Annotated in this window: 18 protein-coding genes; 12 read left to right on the forward strand and 6 right to left on the reverse strand. The window is 69.8% G+C overall.

Annotated elements, in window-relative coordinates:
- Positions 1 to 29: 29 nt before the first annotated feature.
- Positions 30 to 1,223, forward strand: a complete 1,194-nt coding sequence (locus tag K0O62_RS23765) for a diiron oxygenase (protein ID WP_073859494.1) — start codon at positions 30 to 32, stop codon at positions 1,221 to 1,223.
- Here K0O62_RS23765 and K0O62_RS23770 read toward each other — a convergent pair.
- Complete coding sequence (locus tag K0O62_RS23770; protein ID WP_073859493.1) at positions 1,181 to 2,380, reverse strand: MFS transporter; 1,200 nt, start codon at positions 2,378 to 2,380, stop codon at positions 1,181 to 1,183. The genes K0O62_RS23765 and K0O62_RS23770 overlap by 43 nt on opposite strands.
- A 53-nt stretch (positions 2,381 to 2,433) precedes the next feature.
- On the opposite strand from K0O62_RS23770, the gene K0O62_RS23775 reads away from it, so the two are divergent.
- Positions 2,434 to 3,315, forward strand: coding sequence for an LLM class flavin-dependent oxidoreductase (locus tag K0O62_RS23775; protein ID WP_073859492.1), 882 nt, complete (start codon positions 2,434 to 2,436; stop codon positions 3,313 to 3,315).
- 25 nt (positions 3,316 to 3,340) lie between these two features.
- Positions 3,341 to 3,700, forward strand: coding sequence for a nuclear transport factor 2 family protein (locus K0O62_RS23780; RefSeq protein ID WP_073859491.1), 360 nt, complete (start codon positions 3,341 to 3,343; stop codon positions 3,698 to 3,700).
- Positions 3,701 to 3,704: 4 nt separating this feature from the next.
- Here the strand turns inward: K0O62_RS23780 and K0O62_RS23785 are convergent, their stop codons facing one another.
- On the reverse strand, positions 3,705 to 4,844 hold the full coding sequence (locus K0O62_RS23785; protein WP_073859490.1) for an ROK family transcriptional regulator: 1,140 nt from the start codon (positions 4,842 to 4,844) through the stop codon (positions 3,705 to 3,707).
- A 69-nt stretch (positions 4,845 to 4,913) separates the two neighbouring features.
- On the opposite strand from K0O62_RS23785, the gene K0O62_RS23790 reads away from it, so the two are divergent.
- Complete coding sequence (locus K0O62_RS23790; RefSeq protein WP_205870759.1) at positions 4,914 to 6,152, forward strand: MFS transporter; 1,239 nt, start codon at positions 4,914 to 4,916, stop codon at positions 6,150 to 6,152.
- Positions 6,153 to 6,209: 57 nt separating this feature from the next.
- Here the strand turns inward: K0O62_RS23790 and K0O62_RS23795 are convergent, their stop codons facing one another.
- The 3 genes from K0O62_RS23795 to K0O62_RS23805 are packed head-to-tail and all read right to left on the reverse strand — an operon-like array spanning position 6,210 to position 8,079.
- The gene (locus K0O62_RS23795; protein ID WP_073859488.1) at positions 6,210 to 6,602 is read right to left on the reverse strand and encodes a DUF5709 domain-containing protein; all 393 of its coding nucleotides are present in this window, start codon (positions 6,600 to 6,602) and stop codon (positions 6,210 to 6,212) included.
- Positions 6,603 to 6,611: 9 nt separating this feature from the next.
- On the reverse strand, positions 6,612 to 7,883 hold the full coding sequence (locus K0O62_RS23800; protein ID WP_205870757.1) for a nucleotide disphospho-sugar-binding domain-containing protein: 1,272 nt from the start codon (positions 7,881 to 7,883) through the stop codon (positions 6,612 to 6,614).
- A 37-nt stretch (positions 7,884 to 7,920) separates the two neighbouring features.
- Positions 7,921 to 8,079 carry a hypothetical protein gene (locus K0O62_RS23805; protein ID WP_165637062.1) on the reverse strand — a complete coding sequence of 53 codons (159 nt, stop codon included), beginning with the start codon at positions 8,077 to 8,079 and terminating at the stop codon, positions 7,921 to 7,923.
- Between the two features lie 82 nt (positions 8,080 to 8,161).
- On the opposite strand from K0O62_RS23805, the gene K0O62_RS23810 reads away from it, so the two are divergent.
- The 8 genes from K0O62_RS23810 to K0O62_RS23845 are packed head-to-tail and all read left to right on the forward strand — an operon-like array spanning position 8,162 to position 15,662.
- Positions 8,162 to 9,277: a polyprenyl synthetase family protein gene (locus K0O62_RS23810; RefSeq protein WP_073859487.1), complete on the forward strand. Its 1,116-nt coding sequence runs from the start codon at positions 8,162 to 8,164 to the stop codon at positions 9,275 to 9,277.
- Positions 9,277 to 10,776 carry a phytoene desaturase family protein gene (gene crtI, locus K0O62_RS23815; protein WP_073859486.1) on the forward strand — a complete coding sequence of 500 codons (1,500 nt, stop codon included), beginning with the start codon at positions 9,277 to 9,279 and terminating at the stop codon, positions 10,774 to 10,776. Before K0O62_RS23810 ends, crtI begins: the two co-directional genes overlap by 1 nt.
- Positions 10,773 to 11,717: a phytoene/squalene synthase family protein gene (locus K0O62_RS23820; RefSeq protein WP_073859485.1), complete on the forward strand. Its 945-nt coding sequence runs from the start codon at positions 10,773 to 10,775 to the stop codon at positions 11,715 to 11,717. Before crtI ends, K0O62_RS23820 begins: the two co-directional genes overlap by 4 nt.
- Before the next feature lies 1 nt (position 11,718).
- Positions 11,719 to 12,060: a lycopene cyclase domain-containing protein gene (locus K0O62_RS23825; RefSeq protein ID WP_073859509.1), complete on the forward strand. Its 342-nt coding sequence runs from the start codon at positions 11,719 to 11,721 to the stop codon at positions 12,058 to 12,060.
- Positions 12,057 to 12,377 (forward strand): lycopene cyclase domain-containing protein, encoded by a 321-nt coding sequence (locus tag K0O62_RS23830; protein ID WP_073859484.1) that lies wholly within the window; start codon positions 12,057 to 12,059, stop codon positions 12,375 to 12,377. The genes K0O62_RS23825 and K0O62_RS23830 overlap by 4 nt, the downstream gene beginning before the upstream one ends.
- Positions 12,374 to 13,084 (forward strand): class I SAM-dependent DNA methyltransferase, encoded by a 711-nt coding sequence (locus tag K0O62_RS23835; RefSeq protein ID WP_073859508.1) that lies wholly within the window; start codon positions 12,374 to 12,376, stop codon positions 13,082 to 13,084. The genes K0O62_RS23830 and K0O62_RS23835 overlap by 4 nt, the downstream gene beginning before the upstream one ends.
- Positions 13,081 to 14,622 (forward strand): FAD-dependent oxidoreductase, encoded by a 1,542-nt coding sequence (locus tag K0O62_RS23840; RefSeq protein ID WP_073859483.1) that lies wholly within the window; start codon positions 13,081 to 13,083, stop codon positions 14,620 to 14,622. Before K0O62_RS23835 ends, K0O62_RS23840 begins: the two co-directional genes overlap by 4 nt.
- Positions 14,619 to 15,662, forward strand: a complete 1,044-nt coding sequence (locus K0O62_RS23845) for a Rieske (2Fe-2S) protein (protein WP_073859510.1) — start codon at positions 14,619 to 14,621, stop codon at positions 15,660 to 15,662. The genes K0O62_RS23840 and K0O62_RS23845 overlap by 4 nt, the downstream gene beginning before the upstream one ends.
- Here the strand turns inward: K0O62_RS23845 and K0O62_RS23850 are convergent.
- Positions 15,631 to 16,125: a hypothetical protein gene (locus K0O62_RS23850; protein WP_073859482.1), complete on the reverse strand. Its 495-nt coding sequence runs from the start codon at positions 16,123 to 16,125 to the stop codon at positions 15,631 to 15,633. The two genes, K0O62_RS23845 and K0O62_RS23850, sit on opposite strands and share 32 nt — an antisense overlap.
- Position 16,126: the final 1 nt, after the last annotated feature.

Genomic DNA, 16,126 nt, shown 5'->3' on the forward strand with positions numbered 1-16,126 from the left:
ACCTCCGGTATCGGACGTAGCGTGCGTTCATGACAGCTTCGGTAAGGGGCCAGACCACCCGCGCAGAGTTCGCCGAACGCCTCCTCAAGGGTTCCGTACGCCGGTCCTACGCGCCCGTCGTCGACATCGACTGGGACGCCCCGCTGGACCCGGACAAGTTCTTTCTGCCACCGCGGGTGGTGTCGCTGTACGACACACCGCTGTGGGAGTCGATGAGCCGGGCCGAGCAGATCGAGCTGTCCCGCCAGGAACTGGTGAACACCCTGTCGGCCGGCATCTGGTTCGAGAACATCCTCAACCAGGCGTTGCTGCGCAAGATGATGCATCAGGACCCGACCGCGGCCACCACCCACTACGAGCTCACCGAACTCGGCGACGAGACCCGGCACATGGTGATGTTCGGCAAGGCCATCGCCAAGGTCGGCGCGGATCCGGTGCGCCCCAAGCTCTATCAGCGGCTCATCATCAACAGCCTGCCGTTCGCGTTCCGCGGCTCGGTGCTGTGGGTGGCCGCCCTGATCGGCGAGGAGATCTTCGACGCCATGCAGCGGCAGATGATGGACGACGAGCAACTGCAGCCGGTGGTGCAGCGGCTCATGCGGATCCACGTCACCGAGGAGGCCCGGCACATCCAGTTCGCCCGTGACGGCCTGCGCAAGCGTGTCCCGTCCATGTCGCGGTTCAAGCGATTCTGGGTCGGCAACCTGAACGGCCTCGGCGGCCCGTTCTTCCGGTTCCTGTTCACCAACGGGGTGCAGTACGCCCGGGTCGGGCTGGATCCCCGGGCGGCGCGCCGGATGGCGCGGCGTTCCCCGCACCGCCTGCAGGTGCAGATCGCCGGATTCGCACCGCTGGCCGCCTTCCTGGAAGAGGTCGGCCTGATGGGCCCGATCGCCCGGCGGATGTGGCGGCGCTGCGGGTTCCTGCCCTCCGGCGCCCTCGCGCCGGCCGGCCGCCTGGAGGCCGACGACGAACCGGAGATCTACGACGGCCCGGCGACCGTCGACGGCCGGATCTCCCGGGTCCGCCTCACCGGGCACCTGGATCCGATCGACGGCCGATACCATTGGCAGGGCACGGTTTTCGACATGCTACCGGACGGTGCGCGCAGCCCACTGGCGGTGACCGTCGACAAGCAGACGGCCATGGCCCGCTTCACCGAGCGCACCCAGCAGGGTGGTTACTCGATCACCGGCGTCGGCACCCCGCCCTTCGCCCGGTAACCCACCACCAGCATCGCGACCGCGAACCCGGCGCCCGCCACTCCCGAGACGAGCAGCGGCAGCGTGCCGTCGGAACCCCAGGCCAGCCCGGCCCAGACCCCGGCGAACAGGATCGCGAAACCACTGGCGCCGCCGTAGATACCCTGGGCGCTGGCCTGCAGGTCGGGCCCGACCAGCGAGGAGATCCAGGCCTTGCCGACCCCGTCGGTACAGGCGGTGAACAGTCCGTAGACGCCGATCAACAGCCACGCCGCGCCTCGATCCGTGGTCAGACCCAGGCCGGTGTAGCCGATCGCGAAGAAGACCAGCCCGATGCCGAACACCGGGATCCGGCCGATCCGGTCGGCCAGCAGCCCGGCCGGAAAACTGGCCAGTGCATAGACCAGGTTGTAGCCGACGTAGGCCAGGATGACGTCGACGACGGAGAAGCCGATCTCGGAGAGCCGTAACAGCAGCAGTGCGTCGGGAAAGTTGATCAGACCGAAGGCCACCAGCGCGGCGCAGATGCGCCAGTACCGCCGCGGCAGATCCTTGACCCGGGCGAAGACGGGCTCGCGGGTCCCGGTTGTCGTCTGCACCCGCCTGGGTTCACGCACCAGGAACACCAACGCCACGCTGAGGGCGGCGGGCACGGCCGCGATCCACAGCAGCGGGCCGATCCGGTGGTCGAGCAGTTCGTAGCCGGCCAGCCCGATCAGCGGGCCGACGACGGCCCCGGCGGTGTCCATCGCGCGGTGGAATCCGAACACCCGGCCGCGCGCGGCATCGTCGATTCCGGCCACCAGCAACGCATCTCGCGGTGCGCCGCGCAGCCCCTTGCCGAGCCGGTCCACCACCCGGCCGGCCAGTACCCCGTGCCAGGACACGAACGCCGCGACCATCACCTTGCCGAGGGCGGCCATGCCGTAACCGGTGGCGATGAGCGGACGGCGGGCGAACCGGTCACCCAGTGGCCCGGAGGCCAGCTTGGTCATCGACGCCGCGCCCTCGGCGGCTCCTTCGATCGCCCCGACGACGGCCGGCGGCGCGCCCAGCACGGTGGTCAGATAGATCGGCAGCAGTGGGTAGAGCAGTTCGCTCGCGGTGTCCTGCAGGAAGGACACCGCCGAGAGCAGCCGGACGTTGCGGGTCAGCCACGCTCTGGGCACAGTGCCCATCCTGCCGCGCCGTTCCACATCGGGAAACTAGAACGTGTTCTAGTATCTGGACCATGCGGTTCACCTATGCGGAAGCCATGACCGATCCGAAGTACTACATCCCGTTGGCGAAAGCCGCTGACGAGGCCGGATACCACGCGATGACGATCCCGGACAGTATCGCCTACCCCGAGGTGTCCGATTCGAAGTATCCCTACACCGAGGACGGCAACCGGGAGTTCCTGGACGGTAAGTCGTTCATCGAGTCGTTCACCCTGATCGGCGCACTGTCCGCGGTCACCACCCGCCTGCACTTCAACATCTTCGTGCTGAAGCTGCCGATCCGCCCGCCGGCGCTGGTGGCCAAGCAGGCCGGCTCGCTGGCCGCCATGTTCGACAACCGCCTGGGTCTCGGCGTCGGCACCAGCCCGTGGCCGGAGGACTACGAGGTGATGGGTGTGCCGTTCGCCCGCCGCGGCAAGCGGATGGACGAGTGCATCGACGTCATCCGCGGACTGACCTCCGGGGACTACTTCGAGTACCACGGCGAGTTCTACGACATCCCGAGCACCAAGATGACGCCCGCGCCGACCAAGCCGGTGCCGATCCTGGTGGGCGGGCACGCCGACGCCGCGCTGCGCCGGGCCGCCCGCAACGACGGCTGGATGCACGGCGGTGGCGACCCGGCCGAACTCGACCCGCTGCTGGCGAAGTTGGCCAAGTTCCGGGATGAGGAAGAGCGAATCGGGCAGGCCGACGAGTTCCAGATCCACGTCATCTCGATCGACGGGTTCAGCCTCGACGGCATCAAGCGCCTGGAGGACAAGGGCGTCACCGACGTCATCGTCGGCTTCCGGATTCCCTACATCAAGGGTGAGGACACCGAGCCGCTGGACGCCAAGATCCGCAACCTGGAGTGGTTCGCCGAGAACGTCATCGCCAAAGCGAACGGATAGCCCGCAACCTGGGTACCCGGTACCCATGGAAGAGGAGTTACTGGAAGCGGAACGGGCGGGCTGGGATTCGCTGTGCGATTCCACCGGTTCAGAGTTCTACGGACGCATCATGCTGGCAGACGCGGTGATGGTGCTGGCCAACGGCATGGTCATGGACCGCGACACCGTGGTGGATGCGCTGTCCCAGTCGCCGCCGTGGCGTAGCTACCAGATCAGTGACGTCCGCTGCATCCGGATCGACGCCGACAACGCAGTGCTGGTCTACACCGGCACCGGGTACCGGGACGGTCCCGAACCCGCGTTCACCGGCACGATGTCGAGCGTCTATCACCGCCGCGACGGCCAGTGGCGACTTGCGCTCTACCAGCAGACCGAACTCGGTTGACCGGTCAGGTCAGCAGGGCCTCGACGGCCGCCGGACCGAGTACCTGATCCAGCACCATCATCGCCGTCCCGACGGTGGCCGAACGGTCGCCGTGGGTCGCCGGGCGCACCCGGAGATCGCCGGTGGCCTGCGCAGTCGCGTTGCCGTACAGCGTCTCTCGCAGACCGGCCACGAAGATGTCGTGCACGCCCGCCATGTCACCGGCGATCACGATCAGCGCCGGGTTGAGCAGGTTCACCGCCGGCGCGATGCCCTCCCCCACATGGCGGCCGCTGTCGCGCACCATCCGGCGCGCCTCCGGATCACCGTCGTGGGCCAGCTCGGCCACGTCGCGCAGATGCCGGACGGAGCGCCCCTGCTGCTGCAGCGCTCGCACGATGGCCCAGCCACCGGCCACGGCCTCCAGGCAGCCCGTGTCCCCACACCGGCACGGGACTCCTTGTGCCGCAAGGACCTTGTTGTGCCCGAACTCGCCCGCGGCCGAATTGGCGCCGTGCAGCAGCACACCACCGGCGACGATGCCGGCCCCCAGCCCACTGGAGGCCTTGAGCACCAGCACATCGGCGGCCTCGCCGCGCTCGGCCAGGGCGATCGCGTTGGCGTCGTTACCCAGCACCACCGTCGTGCCCGCCCGCGGCAGCCCGCCGAAATACGGCCGCAGGTCCACGCCGTCCCAGCCCCGCAGGATCGCCGAACCGCAGCTGCACCCCCGCTCGGCATCCACCGCGCCCGGCAGGCTCAGCCCCACCCCGTAGACGGTGACACCGGGGAACTGTTCCAGCAGCACGTCGAGACCCTTGATCACGTCGGGCATCAGATCGTCGGGGCCGAGCGCGACTTCTTGGTCGATGTCGGTCAGCGCCAGGACGGTGCCGGCCAGGTTGCACACCGCGAGCCGGGTGCGGCTGATCCCGACCGCCGCCGACAGCACCACTCCCGCGTCCGCGTTGAAGCTCAACTGGGTCGCCGGGCGGCCACCGGTCGAGGGCGCAGGTTCACATTCGACGACCAGCCCGGAGTCCAGCAGCACCGCCAGCCGCGCTCCGACCGCGGTGCGGGACAGTCCGGTGTGGGCCGCGATCTCTGCGCGGGTGATCTCCCCACGCTCCCTGATCAGGGCGAATACCTCGCCAACGCCGGCCATGCCATCGATTGGACCACGACGGCGTAAGTTTCGCCACTTTCGCCGGAAAAAAGCAAAACTGATTTGATGATGAGACGTAAGTCGCTCTACGCTTGGCCGGTGACATCCCGCCTCGACCGCCCCACCCGCCCGCAGTCCGTCGTGGCCCCCGACCCGACGGTGCGGTGGCTTGCGGTCTTCGCGCTGGCGATCGGCGGTTTCGCGATCGGCACCACCGAGTTCGTGGCGATGGGCCTGCTGCCCGACATCGCCGCCGGCCTGCGCGTCACCGAACCGGTCGCCGGCCATGTCATCTCGGCCTACGCGATGGGTGTCGTCATCGGGGCGCCACTGATCGCCGCGCTGACGGCCCGGATGCCGCGCCGGAACCTGCTGCTGGGCCTGATGGTGGTGTTCACCGTGGCCAACCTGGCCAGCGTCTTCGCCCCCACCTACGGCACCTTGATTGCCGCGCGCTTCATCGCCGGCCTCCCGCACGGCGCGTACTTCGGGATCGCCGCCCTGGTGGCCGCGCATCTGATGGGCCCGCAGAATCGGGCCAAGGCGGTGTCGCATGTCCTCACCGGGTTGACGGTCGCCACCGTGCTGGGAGTGCCGGTGGCCTCCTGGCTCGGCCAGCACTTCGGCTGGCGCAGCGCGTTCGGGCTCGTGGTGGCGATCGGCCTGGTGACCCTGACTGCGCTGTGGTTCTGGTTGCCCGGCATGCACTCGATGCACGTCACGAGTCCGCTCACCGAACTCGGCGCGCTCAAGCGCCCGCAGGTGCTGTTGGCCCTGCTGGTCGGGATGATCGGCTTCGGCGGCATGTTCGCGGTGTACACCTACATCGCCACCACGCTGACCGACGTCGCGGGCCTGTCACGCGGCATGATTCCGCTGGCGCTCATGATCTTCGGCGTGGGCATGGTGGTCGGGAACCTGGTCGGCGGAAAGATGGCCGACATCTCGGTGGTCGGCTGGCTGTACGCCTCGATGATCGCGCTCACCATCGTCCTCGCGGCGTTCGTGGCCGCCGCCCACAATCCGTGGACCGCGCTGCTGGGCCTGTTCTGCATCGGCGCGGTGGGCTCCTCCATCGCGCCCGCGCTGCAGTCGCGGCTGATGGATGTCGCCCACGATGCGCAGTCCCTGGCCGCCGCCCTGATGCACTCGGCGTTCAATTTCGCCAACGCGACCGGCGCCTGGGTCGGCGGGCTGGTGATCGCCGCCGGGTACGGCTACACCGCGCCGGCCGCCGCCGGGGCGATGCTGGCGGTGGGTGGGCTGCTGGTGCTCACCGTCTCGGTGCTGCTCGAGCGGCGGTCCTGACCCCGGGTCGCTACGCTCTCCCCGCAAGCGGGAGTTACCCCCAGCCCGCCGGCGCCGCTAATCCTCGATCACGTGCACGGCGGCCTCTTCCGCGGAGGCCGCCCCGCCGTCGATGCCGACATCGCGGCCCAGCAGCGCGGGCTCGTCATCCTCACCGAAGCCGGCGTCGGGTGCGACCAGCCGGCCGGACCTGGTGGCGCCGACCTCGTCCTCGCCGAACTGCTCGTCGCGGCCGTCGCCGTCATCGAGGGCCTGGTCCGGTTGCTCGTCGGCCAATCGTTGATCGAGGGTCTCGTGCTCACGCGGGTCCCGCCAGCGCTCCGGCGGCGAGTATCCCTCGTCGAGCAGATCGTCGACCCCGCGGTCCAGCAGGGTGTCCTCCGCTGACAGCTGGTCCTCTTCCTCAGGGCTGTAAGCCCCTCCGGTCTCTTCCGGGAGTTCTGCAGTCATGGCTTCACGCTACTCACCACAGCGCTTGAGGACATTGGCAATCGAATCCACCGGGGTGGTCGCCTCGATCGCCCGGCGCAAGCCCGCCGCGGCCTCGCGGTAACGGCCATCTCCGAGCACCCGGTCCACGGCGGCACCGATCGATGCCGCCAACGGTGTCGAGGTTCCCAGGTCGACACCCACCCCGGTGTGCTCGACGCGGGCCGCGACCTCGGCCTTGTCCGACGTCTCACCGGCGACCACCAACGGCACACCGTGGCTCAACGCGTACTGCACCCCGCCGTAACCGCCGTTGGTCACCATCGCACCGACCATCGGCATCAGCGCCGAGTAGGGCACCCAGTCGGCCACCCGGGCATTCGCCGGCACCGACAACCGGGCATCCGGGCGGCCCGTGCTGACCACCACCAGCAGATCCTCACGCTCGGCGAGCGCCTCCAGGGTGGGGGCGATCAGCTGGCCGAGATCGGTGTTGTCGAACGTGCCCTGGGTGACGTGGACCACCGCCTCGGCCCCGTGCAGATCCGGCCACCAATCCGGTAACCCCTTGTCCACCTTGCCCTTACCGGGCAGCACCGGCCCCACGAACTCGACGCTCGGCGGGAGGTCCGAACGCGGATACTCGAAGTCTTCGACCGAAAGCTGCACGATCCCGTCCGCCAGCCGGGGCCAGTCACTGATGAACACCGGCGATGACCGCGAGCCCGCCGCGGCCAGCGCCCGGTCGAATCTGCGTTGGCTGCCGCGCATGATCACGCGATGTGCGACGGTCGTCATGGGCCGATAGTCGACCCCGGGCTCCGGGCGGCGGGCCATCCCGAACGGCGGGACCTCGGCGCCCGACAGCGTCAGCGGTCCCACGTTGCAGACCACCACCGGCGGCCGTGGCGCGTCCCCCAGCAGCATCGGCAGCACCCCGGTGAAGGTGATGTCGGCCAGCACCGCGTCGGCGGGCAGATCCCGCAGCGCCGCTGCCAGGGAACGGGATTGCGCGCCGAGCGGGCGGGCAAACACGGTGTCCAGTTCGGCGCGCCCCAGCCAGAACCGCCGCAACTGCACGGGCAGCCGGCGCAATGCTGCCGGCGCCGCGGACGGCGGGTCGAGGCGGACCTCGGCGGGCAGTGCCCTCATCGACAGACCGGCCGCGCGGACCGGGCCGGTGTAACCGGCGCCGGTGAGCACGGTGACGTGGTGGCCGAGTTCGCGGAGTCCGACGCCGATGTCCAGCATGGGCAGCACGTGTCCCCGTATCGGGCTGACGGCAAGCAGGTATCGGGCCAATCCTCTTCCTTCGCTCGGTCCTGAGGTGCCCTGATCGTCAGCCGATGAAACCGCCGGCGATCAGCACGACCGCGACGACCAGCAGCGCCACAATGCCCAGGATGAGGACCGTCCGTCGAATGCCGTTGCGGGCGCCGCCTTCTGGGTGATCGTCGCCGGGCGGTCGGGGTGCGTTGTGCGGATGGTGGGTGGGCACGGCAAACGACTACCCGACCACCGTCACGACAAACACCGGCGGTGATGCTTAGAACCCGCGAAAGCGGGTAACTACAGGCCCGATGGCATCCCGATCCGAGGTCGCGACCGAGCCCCCCGTCGTCGCAGGCCCCACGGCAGCAAGGTGGCTGGCGCCGTTGCGCCGATCGGTGCTCGGCGCGGTCACCGAGTTCCTCGATGTGAACTGCCGCGAGGCGCTCTACGGGGCGCACGTCGACATCGCCGAACTGGTGCTGCGCGGCATGCTCGCCGAGGGCAAGTGTCTGCGGTCGACCTACCTGTACCTGGGCTGGCAATGCGGTGCGCGGCCTGATGCCGCCGCGCTGCGGGCCGCGGCCAGCCTTGAGCTGCTGCACGCCTTCGCGCTGCTGCAGGACGACGTGATGGACGAATCCTCGATGCGACGGGGACGCCCGAGTGCGCACCGCGCCTTCGAACGCTGGCACCGCGAGCGCGGCCTGCCCGGATCCTCGGCGCGGTTCGGAGAGTCCGCGGCCGTGCTGCTCGGCGATCTCTGCCTGGTCTGGGCCGAGCAGATGCTGCGCGAGAGCGGGCTGGAGGAGGCCGCCCTGGCCCGGGCCTGGCCGCGCTACGACGCCATGCGGACCGAGCTGGCGATCGGGCAGTTCGCCGACCTGGTCAACGACAGCGCGGGCTTCCCCGACTTCGACGATGTGCTGGACGTGGCGCGCCGCAAGTCCGGGAATTACACGGTGCGCCGGCCGCTGGAGATCGGCGCCGCGCTGGCCGGGTGCGACGACGAGGTGATCGCGGTGCTGGGCCGCTACGGCGAGGCCATCGGTGAGGCCTTCCAGCTCCGCGACGACCTGCTCGGGGTGTTCGGCGCGCCCCGCACGACGGGTAAGCCGACGGGCACCGATCTGGTCGCGCGCAAGGCCACCACCGTGGTGGTCGCCGGCTACCGGTTGGCCGGCGGCGCGCAGCAGCGCCAGTTCAAGGAATTCATGACGGCGCAGCAGCTCAGCTCCGACGACGTGACCAGATGGCAGGCCCTGATCTCGGAGGTGGGAACCGTGCAACGGATAGAGGACATGATCCACCGACGATTCGCCGCCGCGGTGCAGGCATTGGACAGCCTGGACGAGGCGCGGCTCCGTCCCGATGCGCGCTCGGCGTTGATCACCATGGCCTCGGCGTGCACCGAACGGGTCTCCTGATGCGCACCGTCGGCGGCCGCACCGACCATGTCGTGGTGGTCGGTGCCGGGTTGTCCGGGCTGTCCGCGGCGCTGCATCTGGCCGGGCGCGGCCGCCGGGTCACCGTCGTCGAGCGCGGATCGCACCCCGGCGGGCGGGTCGGTCGCGCCGACGTATCGGGTTACCGCATCGACACCGGGCCCACCGTGTTGACGATGCCCGACATCATCGACGAAACCTTCGCCGCCGTCGGGGAATCCACCGCCGACCGGCTGGAACTGCACCCGGTCGCCCCGGCCTACCGGGCGTCGTTCGCCGACGGCAGCAGCCTGCACGTGCACAGCGATGCGGCCGCCATGGCGGCCGAGATCGAACGGTTCGCGGGCCGCGCCGAGGCCGACGGTTACCTGCGGCTGCGGGACTGGCTGGCCCGTCTCTACCAGTTGGAGTTCGACGGTTTCATCGCCGCCAACTTCGACTCGCCGCTGTCCCTGCTGACCCCGCAGTTGGCCAAACTGGCCGCCATCGGCGGGTTCCGCCGCTGGGAGCCGATGGTGCGGCGCTTCATCACCGACGACCGGCTGCTGCGGGTCTTCACCTTCCAGGCCCTCTACGTCGGTGTGCCGCCGAGCCGGGCGCTGGCCGCCTACGCCGTCATCGCCTATATGGACACCGTGTCCGGCGTCTACTTCCCGCGCGGCGGGATGCGCGCGCTGCCCGATGCGCTGGCCGCCGCCGCTACCGATGCCGGCGTCGAATTCCGTTACGACGCAAAGGTGACCGCGCTGGAGCGCTCCGGTAGCCGGGTGACCGCGGTGCGCACCGACACCGGGGAGCGTTTTCCCGCCGACGCGGTGGTGCTCACCACCGAACTGCCGGACACCTACCGGCTGCTGGGCCGCACCCCGCGCCGGCCCACCCGGTTACGGCCGGCGCCGTCCGCTGTCGTCGCCCATATCGGTTGCCGGGCCGCGGATCCCGCAGCGGATGCGGCACACCACACCATTCTGTTCGGCCACGAGTGGGCCCGGACATTCGACCAGATCATCGACGAGGGCCGGCCCATGGTGGATCCGTCGCTCCTGGTCACCCGGCCCACCGCCGGTGATCCGTCGCTGGCCCCGGACGGCCGCGACCTGCTCTACGTCCTCGCCCCGGCACCCAATACCGCGGTGGGCGGCAAGGATTGGGACGCCGACCGGGACGCGTACACCGCACAGATGCTGGACACCGTGACCGCCCGGTTGCCGCATCTGGGTGCCGACCCCGAGGTGCTGCATGTGGTGACGCCGCAGGACTGGGCGCGTCAGGGCATGATCGCCGGCACCCCGTTCGCGCTCTCGCACACCTTCGGCCAGACCGGACCGTTCCGGCCCGGCAACACGGTGCGCGGTATCGACAACGCGGTGCTGGCAGGTTCGTCCACCGTGCCCGGGGTCGGGATCCCGACCGCCATCGTGTCCGGCCGGCTGGCCGCCGACCGGATCGCCAGCAACTCGATGATGGGGGCCCGCACATGATCCACTCCGAACTCGATGCGGCAGGGGTACAGGACAAACGACTGCGCGAGGCCTACCAACGCTGCCGCGCCCTCAATGCCGCACACGGCAAGACCTTCTTCCTGGCGACCCGGTTGCTGTCGCCGCGACAGCGCCCCGCGGTGCACGCGCTCTACGGTTTCGCCCGGCGGGCCGACGACATGCTGGACGGCTTCGACGACCGCACCACCGAGGAGCGAGCCGCCGAACTGCAGGGGCTGGCCGACGCGTTGTTCGCCCGGCTCGTGCAGAACCGGTTGGCCGGTGACGATCCGGTGCTGGACGCCGTCGTCGACACCGCCCGCCACTATCAGCTGGACTGGCAGTTGTTCGACGACTTCCTGGCCTCCATGCGGATGGATCTGACGATCACCGACTACCCGGACCGGGCGGCGCTGGACCGCTACATGTACGGCTCGGCGGAGGTGATCGGTCTGCAGCTGCTGCCCGTGCTGGGCACCGTGGTTCCCCGCGAGGAGGCCGCACCGCACGCCGCAGCGTTGGGGAAGGCATTCCAGCTCACCAACTTTCTGCGCGACATCGACGAGGACCTGACCCGCGGCCGGGTATACCTGCCCGCCGACGAGCTGGCCGCCCACGGCGTGGACCGCGAGGTGCTGCTGTGGTGCCAACGCCACCGGCGCACCGATCCGCGGCTGCGCGCCGCCCTGGTCGAGCAGCATGGGCTGACCCGGCGCATCTACGCGCACGCCGAACGGGGAATCCCCATGCTGCACCCGCATTCGCGGCCGTGCATCCGCGCCGCGCTGACCCTGTACTCGGAGATCCTCGACTGCATCGAGGAGATGAACTACGAGGTGTTCAGCGAGCGCGCCACGGTATCGAATGTCCGGCGGCTGCAGGTCGCCGGCCGCGGACTGGTCAACGCCTGGCGCGCACGCGCCCGCCGCGGGGAGGTCTGAGATCGACGCCTATCACTACCTGATCCTGATGGGCTCCTGCCTGGTTCTCACCGCCCCGCTGGAGGTGTTCGGGGACGGCGTCTACCGCCAGCTGCGCCGTACCGCCGCGGCGATCCTGCCGGTGGCGGCCGTGTTCGTGCTGTGGGACCTGCTGGCGATCCTCGGCGATGTCTGGTCCTACAACCCGCAGTACGTCACCGGCTTTCACATCGGGGTGTTCCCGGTGGAGGAACTTTTGTTCTTCATCGTCATCCCGTTGTGCGGGCTACTCACCTACTCCGCGGTGAGCACCATCCTGGCCTGGCTGGCCCGGCGCCGCTCCGATCAGGAGGTGAACCGGTGACCGGCCTCGGCTACACCCTGCCGGCGGTGATCGCGGTGCTGGTGGTCATCGTCTGGGAGTTGCGGGTGCTGCACACCGGACTGTTCCGCCGGCCGGCGTACTGGGTGTCGATCGCGATCGTGCTCGGATTCCAGGTGCTCGTCGACGGTTGGCTGACCAAGCTGAGCGCACCGATCGTGCTGTACAACGAACAGCACTCCACCGGTATCCGGTTTCCCTGGGACATCCCCATCGAGGATTTCCTGTTCGGCTGGGCGATGATCACCGCGGTGCTGCTGCTGTGGGTGCGGTCGGGGAACCGGCGGGGCGCCGCATGAACACCACCCCGTACAACGTCCCGGAGGCCTTCGACGCGGGCGCCGATTCCTACGACGAGCTGGTCGGCGCCAACCCCGGCTACCACGAGCACCTCCGGTTGTCCGCCCGGCGGATGGAACTCCCCGGCGGCGGTCGCGGGCTGCGACTGCTGGACATCGGCTGCGGCACAGGCGCTTCGACCGCCGCCCTGCTGACCGCAGCGCCGCACGCCGAGATCGTCGCCGTCGACGGGTCGGCCGGCATGCTGGCCCGGGCCCGGGCGAAGGACTGGCCCGCGGGGGTGTCCTTCGTGCAGAGCCGGGCCGAGGATCTGCGGTCCTGCGGGGTGCACGGCCCGTTCGACGGCATCCTGGCCGCCTATCTGGTGCGTAATCTGCCCGACCCCGACCCGGTGTTACGGGAGCTTCGCGGGCTGCTCGCACCCAACGGGGTCTTCGCCGCGCACGAGTATTCGGTGCGCGACTCCCGCCGGGCCACCGCGATCTGGAATGCGGTCTGCTGGGCCGTCATCATCCCGGCCGGCCGGATCCGCACCGGCGATGCCGCGCTGTACCGCTACCTGCGCCGCAGCGTCACCGGATTCGACGGTGCGATGCAGTTCCGGGACCGGCTGCAGCGCAACGGTTTCATCGATGTCCGCAGTGTCAGCATGCCCGGATGGCAGAGCGGGATCGTGCACACCTTCCTCGGCAGGGCGGCAGCATGACCGATCACCGCAGAGTGCTGCATCCGGCCACACCGGGTCTCCCGCACGCCGCATATCTTGCGGCCCGCCCGACGGTGGCCGTCGTCGGCGCGGGTATCGCCGGCCTGGCGGCAGCGACCGCGCTGGCCGAGCGGGGCGTGCAGGTGCATCTGTACGAACGCGAACCTCATCTGGGTGGACGCGTCGCCGGGTGGACCGAGACGCTGCCCGACGGCACACCCACCGCCATGAACCGCGGCTTCCACGCGTTCTTCCGCCAGTACTACAACCTGCGGAACATGTTGCGCCGCATCGACACCGATCTGGATATGTTCGTCCCACTGGACGACTACCCGCTGGTCGACGGGGACGGGCGCCGCGACACCTTCCGCGGGTTGCCGCGCACACCGCCGTTCAATGCGATGGCGTTCGCGCTGCGCAGCCCGACCTTCCGGGTGCGCGACCTGATGCATCTGGACGCGAAGGCCGCGGCACCACTGGCGAAGGTGTCGGTGCCGCAGACCTACTGGCAGCTCGATGAACAGGACGCCGAGTCATTCCTGCAGGACATCAACTTCCCGGTGGCCGCCCGGCACCTGGCGTTCGAGGTGTTCTCCCGGAGCTTCTTCACCCGGCCCGAAGCGCTGTCGGCTGCCGAGCTGGCCACCATGTTCCACATCTACTTCCTGGGCTCCAGCGAGGGCCTGGTGTTCGACGTGGCCACCTCGAATTTCGATGTGGCCCTCTGGCGTCCGCTTGAACGGTACCTGCGCCGGCATGACGTGCAGGTACGAACCGGCACGGCTGTGCACAGCGTGACGGCCGACGGCACCGGATTCGTGGTCACCGACGGGTCCGGCGGCACGGTGCGTGCCGACGGCGTGGTGATCGCGGCCGAGGTGCCGGGCCTGCAGCGCATCGTCGCGGACTCACCGGGACTCGGGGACCCCGAATGGCGTTACCGGATCGGCGAACTCGGTTCGGCGGCGCCGTTCGTGGTGCGCCGGTTGTGGCTGGACCGCCCGGTGCTGGCCGACCGGCCGGCCTTCCTGGGCACGGGCGGGCTGCCACCGCTGGACAACATCAGCGTGCTGAACCGGTACGAGGCGGAGGCCACGAGTTGGGCGCAGCGCACCGGGGGCGCGGTGGTGGAGTTGCACGCCTACTCGGTCACCGAGGACAGCGCGGGCCTGCGGGCACAACTCGACGCCCGGCTGCACGAGCTCTATCCGGAGACGGCCGGGGCCGGCGTGGTGCACGAGGTGACGCTGTGCCACAGCGATTGCCCGCGGCTGGGTCCCGGTGATTTCGCCCGCCGACCGACCGTGCGGACCCCACAGGAGGGCTTGGTGCTCGCGGGTGACGGGATCCGGATCGACCTGCCGGTGGCGCTGATGGAACGCGCCGCCACCACCGGATTGGCGGCGGCGAACGCGTTGCTCGACCGGTTCGGCGTGCGGGGGCACGATATGTACACGGTGCCGGTGCGGGGGCGGTCGGCGGTGTTGCGCCGGTTGGCCGGCCGGGCCGACCGCAGTGACGGGCGGGTGTGGGCATGAAGGCGTGGCCGTTCCAGTTGCTCCCCCGCATCCAGTGGAGCAGGCAGACTCCGACGCACCGTCAGGCGGCGCCCTCGGTGATCGCCGCCGCACTGGCCCGCTCGCAGAGCCGGCCGAGCGGGAATTGGTTTGTGCTGGGGGCGAGTTCGGATGTCGGCCGTAAGCCCTTCGGGGCGCGGGTGGCCGGGGCCGAGGTGGTGTGCTGGCGTGACGACGACGGGGCCCTGCACGCCGGTCCGGCCAGGTGTCCGCACCTGGGCGCGGACTTGAGCACCGGGGTGGTGGATCGTGGGCAGCTGGTCTGCCCGTGGCACGGGTTGCGGTTCACCGGCCGGTCCCGCCCGGACTGGCCGGCGCTGCCCACCGTCGATGACGGCGTGCTGGTGTGGGTTCGGCTGGATCGGATCGGGGGTGAGCCGCCCACCGACGCCCCGGTGCTGTCGGCCCGGCCGGGTAAACCGTGGATTGTGGCGGTCACCAGCCTGTCCGGCACATGCGAGCCGGTCGATATCGTCGGCAACCGGATGGATCCGTGGCATGGCGGGTGGTTTCACCCGTACTCCTTCACCCGGCTGGAGGTGTTGAGCGCGCCTGCCGAGGATCCCGACCTGCCCGAGCAGGAGGACCGCTTCCTCGTCGCGGTGACATTCCGGATGGGGCGCTTCGGGGTGCCGGTGATCGCCGAGTTCACCAGCCCGGAGCCGCGCACCCTGACCATGCGGATCATCGACGGCGAGGGCCGCGGCAGTGTGGTGGAAACGCACGCCACCCCCAATGGCACCGGGCCTGACGGGCGGCCGCGCAGCACGGTGATCGAGGCGGTCATCGCGCATTCCGACCGTCCGGGGTTTGCCCGCGCAGTCCCGGCGCAGTCGCTGATCAGGCCGTTCATGCGGCATGCGGCGCACCGGCTGTGGCGTGACGACCTGAGATACGCGGAGCGGTTACAGGAGGTGAGCCGTCAGGATGCCGACGGCGTGGCCGACCTGCTGCTACCGCCCGACGGTGTCAGCGAAGGTGATCCTCGCAGTTCGAGGTGAGCCCGGAGTAGTGCACGGCGGGCATCCCGTCGACGAGCACGAAGTCCGTGCCCGGGTACCACTCGGTTCCGGGCTGGATCCACGGCGGCACATTCTCGGGGTAGGCGATCGTCATGTCGGCGTAGAACCGGGCGTCGGGCGCGCAGGCCGGACTGCTGGACGGCTGCGGGTTCCAGGCGTGCACGACAACGGGATTGATCAGCAGGGGCCCCTCGGCACAGTTGGGTTGGCACTCGACGGAGATGTCGGTGCCCACGCCGTGCGCGCCGTGCGCGTCCCACGACGACCAGTCCATGTGATGCAGCACGCCGGTGCCGTCGCAGTTGTAGTCGAAGTACGCCGGGCGCTGCGGCAGCGGATTCTCGGTGTCGTAGCACATGCCGATGGCGTACCGTTCCGGCTCGGCGTTCGCTACCGGGGCATAGGACAGTGCGGCGAGGACGGCCAGAGGCGCGGCGAGCATG

This window comes from Mycolicibacterium diernhoferi (genome assembly GCF_019456655.1).
Classification (GTDB): domain Bacteria; phylum Actinomycetota; class Actinomycetes; order Mycobacteriales; family Mycobacteriaceae; genus Mycobacterium; species Mycobacterium diernhoferi.